Source organism: Streptomyces sp. NPDC014907, assembly GCF_055562975.1.
This window is the reverse complement of record NZ_JBVHEG010000008.1, coordinates 66573-80251: the sequence shown is the minus strand read 5'-3', so window position 1 is coordinate 80251 and position 13679 is coordinate 66573. Positions and strand designations below refer to the sequence as shown.

At 69.8% G+C, this 13679-nt stretch carries 12 protein-coding genes and 1 tRNA gene; 11 read left to right on the top strand and 2 right to left on the bottom strand.

Translation table 11 applies throughout. The features are described 5' to 3' along the window. Window positions 1-4: 4 nt before the first annotated feature. The 8 genes from ACZ3IL_RS21245 to ACZ3IL_RS21210 all read left to right on the top strand — a co-directional run bounded on the left by ACZ3IL_RS21245 (window position 5) and on the right by ACZ3IL_RS21210 (window position 9776). On the top strand, window positions 5-2287 hold the full coding sequence (locus ACZ3IL_RS21245) for an FdhF/YdeP family oxidoreductase (protein WP_467392185.1): 2283 nt from the start codon (window positions 5-7) through the stop codon (window positions 2285-2287). A gap of 60 nt (window positions 2288-2347) precedes the next feature. Next, complete coding sequence (locus ACZ3IL_RS21240) at window positions 2348-2851, top strand: PaaI family thioesterase (protein WP_467392183.1); 504 nt, start codon at window positions 2348-2350, stop codon at window positions 2849-2851. 319 nt (window positions 2852-3170) lie between these two features. Continuing rightward, window positions 3171-3551, top strand: coding sequence for a hypothetical protein (locus ACZ3IL_RS21235; protein ID WP_467392181.1), 381 nt, complete (start codon window positions 3171-3173; stop codon window positions 3549-3551). 485 nt (window positions 3552-4036) lie between these two features. After that, entirely contained in the window at window positions 4037-5281 is a 1245-nt protein-coding gene (locus tag ACZ3IL_RS21230; protein WP_467392179.1) for a branched-chain amino acid ABC transporter substrate-binding protein, read from the top strand. A 113-nt stretch (window positions 5282-5394) separates the two neighbouring features. Beyond that, the gene (locus ACZ3IL_RS21225) at window positions 5395-6327 is read left to right on the top strand and encodes a branched-chain amino acid ABC transporter permease (protein ID WP_388691628.1); all 933 of its coding nucleotides are present in this window, start codon (window positions 5395-5397) and stop codon (window positions 6325-6327) included. 5 nt (window positions 6328-6332) lie between these two features. Further along, window positions 6333-8066: a branched-chain amino acid ABC transporter permease gene (locus tag ACZ3IL_RS21220; RefSeq protein ID WP_467392493.1), complete on the top strand. Its 1734-nt coding sequence runs from the start codon at window positions 6333-6335 to the stop codon at window positions 8064-8066. 4 nt (window positions 8067-8070) lie between these two features. Further along, window positions 8071-9063 carry an ABC transporter ATP-binding protein gene (locus ACZ3IL_RS21215; RefSeq protein ID WP_467392176.1) on the top strand — a complete coding sequence of 331 codons (993 nt, stop codon included), beginning with the start codon at window positions 8071-8073 and terminating at the stop codon, window positions 9061-9063. Next, window positions 9060-9776, top strand: coding sequence for an ABC transporter ATP-binding protein (locus tag ACZ3IL_RS21210; protein ID WP_467392174.1), 717 nt, complete (start codon window positions 9060-9062; stop codon window positions 9774-9776). The genes ACZ3IL_RS21215 and ACZ3IL_RS21210 overlap by 4 nt, the downstream gene beginning before the upstream one ends. Window positions 9777-9863: 87 nt before the next feature. On the opposite strand, the gene ACZ3IL_RS21205 is transcribed toward ACZ3IL_RS21210, so the two are convergent. Next, complete coding sequence (locus tag ACZ3IL_RS21205; RefSeq protein WP_467392172.1) at window positions 9864-10523, bottom strand: ANTAR domain-containing response regulator; 660 nt, start codon at window positions 10521-10523, stop codon at window positions 9864-9866. 112 nt (window positions 10524-10635) lie between these two features. Between ACZ3IL_RS21205 and ACZ3IL_RS21200 the strand changes: the two genes are divergently transcribed. The 3 genes from ACZ3IL_RS21200 (at window position 10636) to ACZ3IL_RS21190 (ending at window position 11898) form a co-directional block, all read left to right on the top strand. After that, a tRNA-Leu gene (locus tag ACZ3IL_RS21200) sits at window positions 10636-10710 on the top strand. Between the two features lie 111 nt (window positions 10711-10821). Next, window positions 10822-11604, top strand: coding sequence for a transcriptional regulator (locus ACZ3IL_RS21195; protein ID WP_467392170.1), 783 nt, complete (start codon window positions 10822-10824; stop codon window positions 11602-11604). A 144-nt stretch (window positions 11605-11748) separates the two neighbouring features. Further along, window positions 11749-11898 carry a hypothetical protein gene (locus tag ACZ3IL_RS21190; RefSeq protein ID WP_467392168.1) on the top strand — a complete coding sequence of 50 codons (150 nt, stop codon included), beginning with the start codon at window positions 11749-11751 and terminating at the stop codon, window positions 11896-11898. A 238-nt stretch (window positions 11899-12136) separates the two neighbouring features. On the opposite strand, the gene pyk is transcribed toward ACZ3IL_RS21190, so the two are convergent. Then, window positions 12137-13564 carry a pyruvate kinase gene (gene pyk / locus ACZ3IL_RS21185; RefSeq protein WP_467392166.1) on the bottom strand — a complete coding sequence of 476 codons (1428 nt, stop codon included), beginning with the start codon at window positions 13562-13564 and terminating at the stop codon, window positions 12137-12139. Window positions 13565-13679: the final 115 nt, after the last annotated feature.

Below are 13679 nucleotides of genomic sequence, written 5' to 3'. Positions count from 1 at the left end.
CGCGATGGTCAGCAAGCCGCCGGCCGGTGACCCGGTCCAGGACGCACCGCAGGTCACGCCGCCGCAGCACGCCGCCGCCGGCCTGCCCGCCGTCGGGCACACCCTGCGGATCGCCCGGAAGCAGATGGGGTCCCTGCGCACCGCGCGGACCCTCCTCGGGATCAACCAGAAGGACGGCTTCGACTGCCCGGGCTGCGCCTGGCCCGAGGGGGACGAGCGGCACGTCGCGGAGTTCTGCGAGAACGGCGCGAAGGCGGTCGCCGAGGAGGCGACGCTGCGCCGGGTCACCCCGGAGTTCTTCGCCGCGCACCCGGTGGCGGACCTGGCGGAGCGCAGCGGGTACTGGCTGGGGCAGCAGGGCCGCATCACGCAGCCGATGCTCCTGCCCGAGGGCGGCGACCGGTACGAACCGGTGACCTGGGAGCGGGCCTTCGGGATCGTCGCGGAGGAACTGCGGGCCCTGGACTCCCCGGACGAGGCCCTCTTCTACACCTCCGGCCGGACCAGCAACGAGGCCGCGTTCCTGCTCCAGCTCTTCGCCCGCGAGTTCGGCACGAACAACCTGCCGGACTGCTCCAACATGTGCCACGAGTCGTCGGGGTCGGCGCTGACGGAGACCCTCGGCGTCGGCAAGGGCAGCGTCTCCCTGGAGGACCTGCACCGGGCGGACCTGATCGTCGTGGCCGGACAGAACCCGGGGACCAACCACCCCCGGATGCTGTCGGCCCTGGAGAAGGCGAAGGCCGCGGGCGCCCGGATCATCTCGGTGAACCCCCTGCCCGAAGCCGGCCTGGAACGGTTCAGGAACCCGCAGACCCCCCGGGGGATGCTCCGGGGCACCGCGCTCACCGACCTCTTCCTCCAGATCCGCATCGGCGGCGACCAGGCCCTCTTCCGCCTCCTCAACAAGCTGCTCCTGGAGACGCCCGGGGCGGTCGACGAGGAGTTCGTACGCGAACACACCCACGGGTACGAGGAGTTCGCGGCGGCGGCCCGGGAGGCCGACTGGGACGAGACGCTGGCCGCGACCGGACTCCACCGCTCCGAAATCGAACGGGCCCTGGAGATGGTGCTCGCCTCCGAGCGCACCGTCGTCTGCTGGGCGATGGGCCTCACCCAGCACAAGCACTCCGTCGCGACCATCCGCGAAGTGGTCAACCTCCTGCTGCTGCGCGGCGCCGTCGGCCGGCCGGGCGCGGGCGTGTGCCCGGTGCGCGGCCATTCGAACGTGCAGGGCGACCGCACGATGGGCATCTTCGAGCGCCCCTCGCCCGCCTTCCTCGACGCCCTGGACAAGGAGTTCGGGATCGTCTCGCCGCGCCACCACGGCTTCGACGTGGTCCGCTCGATCCGGGCCCTGCGCGACGGCGAGGCGAAGGTGTTCTTCGCGATGGGCGGCAACTTCGTGGCGGCGGCGCCCGACACGGAGGTGACCGAGGCGGCGATGCGCCGGGCCCGGCTGACCGTCCACGTCTCCACGAAGCTGAACCGTTCGCACGCGGTGACGGGCACGCGCGCGCTGATCCTGCCCACGCTCGGCCGCACCGACAAGGACGTCCAGAAGAGCGGCCGGCAGTTCGTCACGGTCGAGGACTCGATGGGTCTGGTGCACGCCTCCCGGGGGAACCTGCCCCCGGCGAGCCCGCACCTGCTGTCGGAGCCGGCGATCGTGGCCCGGATGGCGCGGGCGGTCCTCGGCGACCGGTCGGCCACGCCCTGGGAGGAGTTCGAGGCCGACTACGCCCGCATCCGGGACCGCGTCGCGCGCGTCGTGCCCGGCTTCGAGGACTTCAACGCGCGGCTCGCGGCGAACCCGGGCGGCTTCGCGCTGCCGCACGCCCCGCGCGACGAGCGCCGCTTCCCGACGAAGACCGGCAGGGCGAACTTCACGGCCGCGCCCGTCGAGTACCCGAGGGTGCCCGAGGGCCGGCTGCTCCTCCAGACGCTGCGCTCCCACGACCAGTACAACACCACGATCTACGGCCTGGACGACCGCTACCGGGGCATCAAGGGGGGCCGCAGGGTCGTCCTCGTGCACCCCGAGGACGCGGCGGCGGCCGGTCTGTCCGACGGGGCGTACGCGGACCTGGTGAGCGAGTGGACGGACGGCAGCGAGCGGCGGGCGCCCGGGTTCCGGGTGGTGCACTACCCGACGCCCCGGGGCTGCGCGGCCGCCTACTACCCGGAGACGAACGTCCTGGTGCCGCTGGAGTCGACGGCGGACGTCAGCAACACCCCCGCGAGCAAGTCCGTGATCGTCCGTCTGGAACAATCCCCTTCCACCTGAGCGAGCGCTTAGGTGGAACCGCGTGATCAACAGTCGCACAAGGACGAACGGAGCCGGGCCATGGGTGAACAGCAGCACGTGAAGTTCCCGCAGGAGGTCATCGACGAGTACGCGGCACTGGGCGTCGACCTCCCCGCCCTCTTCTCCGCCGGGCACCTCGGCAACCGGATGGGCGTGCGAATCCTGGAGGCCTCGGCCGAACGGGTCGTGGGCACCATGCCCGTCGAGGGCAACACCCAGCCGTACGGACTGCTGCACGGCGGCGCGTCGGCGGTGCTCGCCGAGACGCTGGGCTCCGTCGGATCGATGCTGCACGGCGGAACCTCCCGGATCGCGGTCGGCGTCGACCTCAACTGCACCCACCACCGCGGCGTCCGCGGCGGCCTGGTGACCGGCGTGGCCACCCCCCTGCACCGCGGGCGCTCCACCGCCACCTACGAGATCGTGATCACCGACGAGCAGGACCGGCGGGTCTGCTCGGCACGGCTGACCTGCATGCTCCGCAAGGCCACCCCCAAGGACGCGGAGGCCCTTCCCGGGACGGACCGGCCGGCCGCCTCCTGAGCGAGGAGCGCGGAACGGGACCGACGGGGGCGGCGCGAGGGCGCACCGCCCCCGTCGGCGCGTCCGCCACCGGCCCCCGCCCCCTTGCCCGCCACCGCCGCGGGCGCTTCACTGACGGACCTCCCGCCGGGGAAACCGGCCCCGCTCCCACCGAGGAGTCCGACATGACCACCGCGCACCCCGCCCACGCCCCAACTCCCGCACCGGTCACCCCGGTCACCCCGGTCACGGGCGACACGCCCTGTCACACCGCCGGCGTCGCATACCGGCCGCTCCCGGCCGGCACCCGCCGCCTCCCCGCCCCGCACCTCCGGCTCCCGTGAACCGCGGGCGACCCCGCCCCGCCGGGACCGCGATCGCCGCCCTCCTGACCCTCTGCGTCCTCGTCCCGGCCGGCGGCTGCGGCACGCCGGAGCGGTCCGCGCCTCCCGCCAGGACCCCCGAGGACATCTGCGCGGACCTCGTCTCGTACTGGGTCAAGGAGGCGCTGAAGGGCAGTTCGTGGGCGGGTCTCGACTGGGAGCAGAAGGGCCTCTCCAACGAGCAGTACGAGATCCACGACGACGTGCTCGCCGCCGCCCGGGCCGAGGAGCGGAGGGCGGGACGCGAAGCGGCCTCCGCCTTCGCCGACCGCGCGTCGCGGCGGCGCTGCGAGGAGACGAAGGGCGCGACGAGGAGTTCGGAGAACTGGCGGCCGTGACCGGACGGGCGGACCGGGCGAACGATCTCGGCCACCACCGGCATCACTCTGCGTGACGGCGGCGCGCCGTCCGGACGGCGCGCCCCGGCCACCCCCTCCGTCCGCTCACGGAAAGCGCGGTGTCCGATATCCGGAGACCCCTCCCGGCGGGCCGACAGGAGCAAGATCCTCTCAAGCCCCTTAGCGGAACTGGGGATTCTCACTATGTGAACACCGCCCTACCGACCACTGTGCCCGGGTTTGCCCACCCGTCGCGCACGGCATCCGCCCATCGGCATAACAAGACAGTCACATCCTGACCCCTGCGCTCCCCGACCCTCCCCACCTGCGCCTAGAGTCACGGCCAGTCACCGCGCCGCCGGGCGCCCCCACTGCACGGCCCCGCTCGATCCAGTACGGCCCGGCACTGAAAACGGCACCTCCAGCTCCACAGCTTCACGGCACCGCCTCAGCTCGAGGGGGCCGCGCCAGGGAAAGGATTCTTCGTGCGACACCGTTCACTGCTCATCCTCACCAGTGTGCTCACCACCGGAGCGCTCACCCTCACCGCCTGTGGTTCGCGCGACGACAAGGGCGGCTCCGGCGGCGGAAACGGTGGCGGTGGCAGCACCACGACCGTCGTCATCGGCGTCGACGCCCCCCTGACCGGCTCCCTCTCCGCCCTCGGCCAGGGCATCAAGAACTCCGTGGACCTCGCGGTCAAGACCGCCAACAAGAACAACGAAGTCCCCGGCGTCACCTTCAAGATCGAAGCCCTCGACGACCAGGCCGTCCCCGCCTCCGGCCAGGCCAACGCCACCAAACTGGTCGGCAACAAGGACGTCCTCGGCGTCGTCGGCCCCCTGAACTCCGGCGTCTCCCAGCAGATGCAGGGCGTCTTCGCCGCCGCCAACCTCGCCCAGGTCTCCCCCGCCAACACCAACCCCGCGCTCAGCCAGGGCGACAACTGGGGCAAGGGCGAGAAGAAGCGCCCCTTCAAGACCTACTTCCGCACCGCCGCCACCGACGTGGTCCAGGGCAAGTTCGCCGCCCAGTACCTCTTCAAGGACGCCGGCAAGAAGAAGGTCTACGTCGTCGACGACAAGCAGACCTACGGCGCCGGCCTCGCCGCGATCTTCAGCGACGAGTTCAAGCGCCTCGGCGGCCAGGTCGTCGGCACCGACCACGTCACCGTCAAGGAGACCGACTTCTCCGCGACCGCCGACAAGGTCAAGACCTCCGGCGCCGACTCCGTCTACTTCGGCGGCCAGTACCCCGAGGGCGGCCTGCTCTCCGACCAGATCAAGAAGACCGGCGCCAAGATCCCCGTCATGGGCGGCGACGGCCTCTACGACCCCGCCTTCATCAGCGCCTCCGCCGAGGCCAACGACGGCGACCTCGCCACCTCCATCGGCTACCCCGTCGAAAAGCTCGACACCGCCAAGAAGTTCATAGCCGACTACAACGCCGGCGGCTACAAGGACCCCTACGCGGCCTACGGCGGCTACTCCTACGACGCCGGCTGGGCCATCGTCCAGGCCGTCAAGGCCGTCGTCGCCGCCAACGGCGGCAAGGTCCCGTCCGACGCCCGCGCCAAGGTCACCGAAGCCCTCGGCAAGGTCGCCTTCGACGGCGTGACCGGCAAGGTCGCCTTCGACGAGTACGGCGACACCACCAACAAGCAGCTCACGGTCTACAAGGTCGAGGGCGGCAAGTGGATCGACGTCAAGAGCGACACGTTCAACCAGTAAGTCACCACCCGGCACCCCGCCGGAAACCCCGCACCACCTGACCCGAACCGCGCGAGGGCGCAAACAGCGCCCTCGCGCGGAGTCATATCCGACAAGCTCATCGGAGGCCTGCGGTGAACGAACTGCCGCAACAGCTGGCCAACGGCCTGGCCCTCGGTGCCCTCTATGGCCTCATCGCCATCGGGTACACCATGGTCTACGGCATCGTCCAGCTCATCAACTTCGCCCACGGCGAGATCTTCATGATCGGGGGCTTCGGCGCCCTCACCACCTACACCGCTCTGCCGAGCGGAACGTCCCTGCTGGTGGCGATACCGCTCATGATCGTCGGTGGCGCGATAGCCTCCGTGGCCGTCGCCACCGCCGCCGAACGGTTCGCCTACCGCCCGCTGCGCGGCGCACCCCGGCTGGCACCCCTCATCACCGCGATCGGCCTGTCCATCGCCCTCCAGCAACTGGTCTGGCAGTTCTACCCGGACGCCAAGAAGGCCGTCAGCTTCCCCGAATTCAAGGGCGACTCCTTCCAGATCGCCGGCAACCTGTCCATCCAGCGCGCCGACGCCTTCGTCCTCGTCCTCGCCCCCCTCTGCATGCTCGCCCTCGGCGTCTTCGTCTCCAAGAGCCGCAGCGGCCGCGCCATGCAGGCCACCGCCCAGGACCCCGACACCGCCAAGCTCATGGGCATCAACACCGACCGCATCATCGTCATGGCCTTCGCCATCGGTGCCGCGTTCGCCGCCGTCGCCGCCGTCGCCTACGGCGTCGACAAGGGCCAGATCAACTTCGAGATGGGCTTCATCCTCGGACTCAAGGCCTTCACCGCCGCCGTCCTCGGCGGCATCGGCAACATCTATGGCGCCATGGTCGGCGGCGTCGTCCTCGGCATCGCCGAATCCCTCTCGATCGCCTACATCGAGGACGTCCCCGGCATGCAGCAGCTCGGCGGCGGCGCCTGGGCCAACGTCTGGGCCTTCGTCCTCCTCATCCTCGTACTCCTCGTGCGGCCCCAGGGCCTGCTCGGCGAACGCGTCGCGGACAGGGCGTGAGCACCATGACCGAAAACCAGCCCAAGAACCCCACCGCGCCCAAGCCCGCGGCCCTCCTGTGGACCGTCGTCGGCGGCAGCCTCGTCACCGTCGTCAGCACCTTCCTCGCCTGGACGTGGACCACCGCCTTCCCCGGCAACCTCACGATCTACGGCAACCCCGCCCCCCTCCAGCTCCTCACCCTCGCCGGAGCCGCCCTCACCGCCCTCCACGCGCTCTCCGCGCTCGGCGTCAAGGGCCTCGGCTGGCTCACCCCCGCCGGCTCCCGCAAGGCCGTGTGGATCCTGGCCCTCGGCACCTTCGCCACCACCCTCTTCACCGCACTCGCCATCGTCGTCGAGCTCGGGGCCCTGGTGGACCTGGAGCCCGGCGCCGGCGTCGCCGTCCTCGCCTCCCTCGTCCCCGCGGCCGCCGCCTTCCGGCTCCCCGACGACACCCGCAAGGCCGCACCCGCGAAGACCCTGCCCTCCTGGGCCGAGATCCTGATCATCGCCGCCGTCTTCGCCCTCGGCCTCTTCGTCGTCACCTTCGGCATCGACACCGACGACTCCGAACCGCAGCTCTTCGTCGCGTTCCTGATCATCGTCGGCTTCGCCGCCACCGCCCTCATCAAGTCCGGCCTCTTCGCCCGGATCTCCGCGATCACCGCACGGAACCGACAGGTCACCGTCACCGCCAGCCTCGCCGCGGCGATCGCCTTCCCCTTCATCCAGCAGAGCGGCGACACCTACACGCTGATCGCGGTCAACATCCTCATCTTCGCGACCGTCGCCCTCGGCCTGAACATCGTCGTCGGCCTCGCCGGCCTGCTCGACCTCGGCTACGTCGCCTTCCTCGGCGTCGGCGCCTACACCGCCGCCCTGGTCTCCGGCGCCACCTCCTCCGCCTTCGGCGTCCAGTTCCCCTTCTGGGCCGCCGCACTCACCGGCATGGCCGCCTCCCTGGTCTTCGGCGTCGTCATCGGCGCCCCGACCCTGCGCCTGCGCGGCGACTACCTCGCCATCGTCACCCTCGGCTTCGGAGAGATCTTCCGCATCGCCATGGGCAACCTCGACGGCACCTCGGGACCCCAGATCACCAACGGCCCCAACGGCATCCCGAACATCCCCCAGCTCGAGTTCTTCGGATACAACTTCGGCGAGTCGCACACCGTCCTCGGCATCGAACTCGGCGCCTACGCCAACTACTACCTGCTGATGATCCTGGTCATGGCCCTGGTCGTCATCGTCTTCTCCCGCGCCGCCAACAGCCGCATCGGCCGCGCCTGGGTCGCCATCCGCGAGGACGAGACCGCCGCCACCGCCATGGGCATCAACGGCTTCCGCGTCAAACTGGTCGCCTTCGCCCTCGGCGCGGCCCTCGCCGGCCTCGCCGGCACCGTCCAGGCCCACGTCAACACCACGGTCGTCCCCGAGAACTACGTCTTCGCCGGCCCCGTACCGCCGAACTCCGCGTTCCTCCTCGCCGCCGTCATCCTCGGCGGCATGGGCACCATCAGCGGACCCATCCTCGGCTCCGCACTCCTCTTCCTGATCCCGGCCAAGCTGCAGTTCCTCCAGGACTACCAGCTCCTCGGCTTCGGCATCGCACTCATCCTCCTCATGCGCTTCCGCCCCGAAGGCCTCATCGCCAACAAGCGCGCGAAGCTCGAATTCCACGAGAACGACGAACAGCCCGCCGTACCCGAACCACGACCCTCCCAGGAGTCGGGCATCGGCACGGCGAAGGCGGGGGCGTGACGCCATGACCACCACCACCCAGGACACCGCCACGGCCGCCACCGTCCTCGACGCGAGCGGGGTCACCATGCGCTTCGGCGGCCTCACCGCCGTCCGCGACGTCGACCTCACCGTCCGCGAGGGCGAGATCGTCGGCCTCATCGGCCCCAACGGCGCCGGCAAGACCACCTTCTTCAACTGCCTGACCGGCCTGTACGTCCCCACCGAGGGCCAGGTCAGCTACAAGGGCACGGTCCTGCCCCCCAAGCCCCACCTCGTCACCCAGGCCGGCATCGCCCGCACCTTCCAGAACATCCGCCTCTTCTCCAACATGACCGTCCTGGAGAACGTCCTCGTCGGACGCCACACCCGCACCAAGGAAGGCCTCTGGTCCGCCCTCCTGCGCGGCCCCGGCTTCAAGAAGGCCGAAGCCGCCTCCCGCGAACGGGCCATGGAACTCCTCGACTTCGTCGGCCTCGCCCACAAGTCCGAGCACCTCGCGCGGAACCTGCCCTACGGCGAACAGCGCAAGCTGGAGATCGCCCGCGCCCTCGCCAGCGACCCCGGCCTCCTCCTGCTCGACGAGCCGACCGCCGGCATGAACCAGAGCGAGACCCGCACCACCGAAGAACTCGTCTTCTCCATCCGGGACCTCGGCATCGCCGTCCTCGTCATCGAGCACGACATGAAGTTCATCTTCAACCTGTGCGACCGCGTCGCGGTCCTCGTCCAGGGCGAGAAGCTCGTCGAAGGCACCTCCGAGGTCGTCCAGGGCGACGAACGCGTCGTCGCCGCCTACCTGGGCACCCCGTACGAAGGAGCGCCCGGCGCCGAGGAGGCCGCCGAGGTCCAGGCCGCCGAGGACCACTCCCACGGGACGACGGCCCCGGACGGGACGGACACCGCGACCGCCCCGGACACCGGGCCCGGAGCCACCGCGAAGCCCGGGGCCACGGAGACCGGCACCGGCACCGGCACCGGCGACGCGCACAGCACCACCGAAGGAGACTCCAAGTGACCGCGCTTCTGGAGGTCGAGGACCTCAGGGTCGCCTACGGCAAGATCGAGGCCGTCAAGGGCATCTCCTTCTCCGTCGAGGCGGGCCAGGTCGTCGCCCTGATCGGCACCAACGGCGCCGGCAAGACCACCACCCTCCGCACCCTCTCCGGCCTCATCAAGCCCACCACGGGCAGGATCGCCTTCGACGGCCGGGAACTCAGCGGCATCCCCGCCCACAAGGTCGTCTCCCTGGGCCTCGCCCACTCCCCCGAGGGACGCCACATCTTCCCCCGGCTCTCCATCGAGGAGAACCTCCGCCTCGGCGCCTTCCTCCTCAAGGACAAGGACGGCATCGAACAGGACATCCGGAAGTCCTACGACCTCTTCCCCATCCTGGGCGAACGCCGCAAGCAGGCCGCGGGCACCCTCTCCGGCGGAGAACAGCAGATGCTGGCGATGGGCAGGGCCCTGATGTCCCGGCCCAAACTGCTCATGCTGGACGAACCCTCCATGGGCCTCTCCCCGATCATGATGCAGAAGATCATGGAGACGATCGCCACCCTGAAGGCCGAGGGCATGACGATCCTGCTCATCGAGCAGAACGCCCAGGCCGCCCTCTCCCTGGCGGATCACGGCTACGTGCTGGAGGTCGGCACGATCAAGCTGTCCGGCACCGGACAGGACCTCCTCGTCAACGACGACGTCCGCAAGACGTACCTCGGCGAGGACTGACCCGCCCGGCGCGAGCCGCCCACACGGAAGGCCCGTCCCACCACTCCGGGGGACGGGCCTTCCGCAGTACGTCACGTACGGACCGGGCTACTGCTGCTGCCCCCTGGCCGCCTTCTTCTCCTCCGCGTCCTCGATGACCGCCTCCGCCACCTGCTGCATCGACATGCGGCGGTCCATCGACGTCTTCTGGATCCAGCGGAACGCGGCCGGCTCCGTCAGCCCGTACTGCGTCTGCAGGACCGACTTGGCACGGTCCACCAGCTTCCGGGTCTCCAGACGCTGCGAGAGGTCCGCGACCTCCTTCTCCAGCGCCCGCAGCTCCGCGAACCGGGAAACCGCCATCTCGATGGCCGGCACCACGTCGCTCTTGCTGAAGGGCTTCACCAGATACGCCATGGCACCGGCGTCCCGCGCCCGCTCGACCAGCTCGCGCTGCGAGAAGGCGGTGAGCATGAGGACCGGGGCGATGGACTCGCCTGCGATCTTCTCGGCGGCCGAGATGCCGTCCAGGACGGGCATCTTCACGTCCAGGATGACGAGGTCGGGCCGGTGCTCACGGGCCAGCTCGACGGCCCTGGCCCCGTCCCCGGCCTCGCCGACGACCGTGTAGCCCTCTTCCTCGAGCATCTCTTTGAGGTCGAGGCGGATCAGTGCCTCGTCCTCGGCGATGACGACGCGGGTCGTCAGCGGCGGGACGTGCGACGCGTCGGCGTCGTCGACGGGCTGGGGCGACTCGGGGGCGGTCACGGGAACTCCTCGTTCAATGGCCTCGTTCCGAGGCGGATACAGCTCCCCATGAGCGTACCCACCTCCTGTAAGGTAGTGGTCCGCAGGGCCCGTAGAGTCCTGCCTTTCGAAGGCCCCAGTACTCCAACTGGTCAGAGAGGCCGCTCTCAAACAGCGGACAGTGTGGGTTCGAATCCCACCTGGGGCACTTTTCCTGCGATTCCAAGATTCCGCCGCGCTCGACTGTCGATCACTCACACGGGTGAACGTGATTTCGAGTCCGGCGTGCTTTCCGCGAGGCTCCGCAAGGCTTCCCTTCATGTACGACCTCGCAACGCGTTCGCACGCCCTTTCCCTTCTCCGCGATGGACGCAGTCTCCACTCGGTGAGCAGACAGACCGGTATTTCCCGATCAGCCCTGCGGGACTGGCAGACACGTCTGGAGCCGCTTCCTCGTATCGGCGGGCAATCCACACCGTGTCCACGATGTCGTGCGTTGCCGGGCCTACCGGACGACATCGCCGCGTACGCCTATCTGCTCGGGCTCTACCTGGGTGACGGTTGCATCAACGACCACCCCCGAGGCGGTCACCATCTCCGCATCGCCTGTACGGATGCATGGCCCGGACTGATCGAGATGTGCCGATCGGCCGTACTGGCCGTGCGTCCCGAAGGAAGTGTCTGCCTGCTGCAGAAACAGGGGTGCGTCATGGTCACGAGTTACGGACGTCACTGGAAATGTCTCTTCCCCCAGCACGGCCCCGGAAAGAAGCACGAGCGCTCCATCCGGCTCGAAGCGTGGCAACAAGAGATCGTGAGCGAACAGCCCTGGCAATTGGTGCGCGGCCTCATCCACTCCGACGGCTGCCGGATCACCAACTGGACCACCCGCCTCGTCGGCGGCGAGCGGAAACGGTACGAGTACCCCCGGTACTTCTTCACCAACAAGTCCGACGACATCCGGAAGCTGCTCGGCGACGCCCTCGACAGGGTCGGTGTCGCATGGACGACCACCCGTCGCGGCACCGACCCGTACAACATCTCCGTCGCCCGCAAAGCCTCCGTCGCACTCATGGATCTGCACGTGGGGCCCAAGCACTGAGACCGGCCGGGCCGCGTGCCGAGGGCCTCGGGCCTTGTCGCAGTCCGGCGAGGCGTTCGGGGAGCGCGCCCCGGGGAGGCCGTCCCGCCCTGCGGCGGCCGCGCAACCTTCTGATCCGTAGCGGGGTCTGAGGGGGAAACGCGGTTGTCGGTCGAAAGAGGGATGCCGGTGGACGAGGTCGTGGTGAAGGCGGTGCAGTGGGCTGCTCGCGGTGCGGCGCTCGCCCTTGACTACCTCAACCTGCGCGCCGGCTTCGAGCAGCTCCGGCGCGACGTTCGAAGGAGCCGTCGCTAGCGTCCGGGGTGGGCAACCCGGTCGGAGTCGCTCGTCGGGGGCTGTGATCGGCACCGTCGTTTCGGGGCGGGCGGGGAGTTTGCCGTGTGGCGATCGCGCCCTGCGCGCCGGCCAGGGACTGGAGCCGGGTGAGGATCGGGTGCCGGGTTCCGTTCCGTCGCCGGCGGCGGCGGAAGAGGGCTCCCCGGCCCGTGAACCCCGGTCGTTCACGGCCCGGGTTCCCCTGTCGACGCACGGCCTAGGACAGGGCCTCGCCGATGTGGTGCACGCGGACCAGGTTGGTGGAGCCCGCGACGCCCGGCGGGGAGCCGGCCGTGATGACGACGATGTCGCCCTTCGCGCAGCGGCCGATCCGCAGCAGTTCCTCGTCCACCTGGGCGACCATCGCGTCCGTGGAGTCGACGTGCGGGCCGAGGAAGGTCTCGACGCCCCAGGTGAGGTTGAGCTGGGAGCGGGTGGCGGGGTCGGGGGTGAAGGCGAGGAGGGGGATCGGGGAGCGGTAGCGGGAGAGGCGTTTGACGGTGTCGCCGGACTGGGTGAAGGCGACGAGGTACTTGGCGCCGAGGAAGTCGCCCATCTCGGCGGCGGCGCGGGCGACGGCGCCGCCCTGGGTGCGGGGTTTGCTGCGTTCGGTGAGCGGGGGGAGGCCCTTGGCGAGGACGTCCTCCTCGGCGGCTTCGACGATGCGGCTCATGGTGCGGACGGTTTCGACGGGGTGGCGGCCGACGCTGGTTTCGCCGGAGAGCATGACGGCGTCGGTGCCGTCGATGACGGCGTTGGCGACGTCGGAGGCTTCGGCGCGGGTGGGGCGGGAGTTGTCGATCATGGAGTCGAGCATCTGGGTGGCGACGATGACCGGTTTGGCGTTGCGTTTGGCGAGTTTGATGGCGCGTTTCTGGACGATCGGGACTTGTTCGAGGGGCATTTCGACGCCGAGGTCGCCGCGGGCGACCATGATGCCGTCGAAGGCGGCGACGATCTCCTCGATGTTCTCGACGGCCTGGGGCTTCTCGATCTTGGCGATGACGGGGAGGCGGCGGCCTTCCTCGTCCATGACGCGGTGGACGTCCTCGATGTCGCGGGCGCCGCGGACGAAGGAGAGGGCGATGACGTCGGCGCCGGTGCGCAGGGCCCAGCGGAGGTCGTCGATGTCCTTCTCGGAGAGGGCGGGTACGGAGACGGCGACGCCGGGGAGGTTGAGGCCCTTGTGGTCGGAGACCATGCCTCCTTCGACGACGCGGGTGTGGACGCGGGGGCCGTCGACGGAGGTGACTTCGAGGGTGACGCGGCCGTCGTCGACGAGGATGCGTTCGCCGGCGGTGACGTCTTCGGCGAGGCCGGCGTAGGTGGTTCCGCAGGTGTGGCGGTCGCCTTCGACGGGTTCGACGGTGATGGTGAAGGTGTCGCCGCGTTCAAGGAGTACGGGGCCTTCGCGGAAGCGGCCGAGGCGGATCTTCGGGCCTTGAAGGTCGGCGAGGATTCCGACGCTGTGGCCGGTTTCGTCGGAGGCCTTGCGGACGCGTCGGTAGCGTTCTTCGTGTTCGGCGTGCCCGCCGTGGCTGAGGTTGAGGCGGGCGACGTCCATTCCGGCCTCGATCAGGGCTTTGATCTGGTCGTACGTTTCGGTGGCGGGCCCAAGGGTGCAGACGATTTTGGCTCGGCGCATGGGTCGAGCCTAGGGCTTACCGGCGGGTAGTGAATCCGTGTGGCGTGGCTGCCCAACCACCTTTTGGTGAAGGGTGGTTGACAAGTATTGAATCTGTGCGGGGGGTCGCTCCGAT

Bases quoted from the DNA above. Each gene is read 5' to 3' on its own strand.
- pyk (WP_467392166.1), bottom strand. From the start codon at position 13,564: ATGCGCCGAGCCAAAATCGTCTGCACCCTTGGGCCCGCCACCGAAACG.
- ACZ3IL_RS21195 (WP_467392170.1), top strand. From the start codon at position 10,822: ATGTACGACCTCGCAACGCGTTCGCACGCCCTTTCCCTTCTCCGCGAT.
- ACZ3IL_RS21240 (WP_467392183.1), top strand. From the start codon at position 2,348: ATGGGTGAACAGCAGCACGTGAAGTTCCCGCAGGAGGTCATCGACGAG.
- ACZ3IL_RS21245 (WP_467392185.1), top strand. From the start codon at position 5: ATGGTCAGCAAGCCGCCGGCCGGTGACCCGGTCCAGGACGCACCGCAG.
- ACZ3IL_RS21220 (WP_467392493.1), top strand. From the start codon at position 6,333: ATGACCGAAAACCAGCCCAAGAACCCCACCGCGCCCAAGCCCGCGGCC.
- ACZ3IL_RS21215 (WP_467392176.1), top strand. From the start codon at position 8,071: ATGACCACCACCACCCAGGACACCGCCACGGCCGCCACCGTCCTCGAC.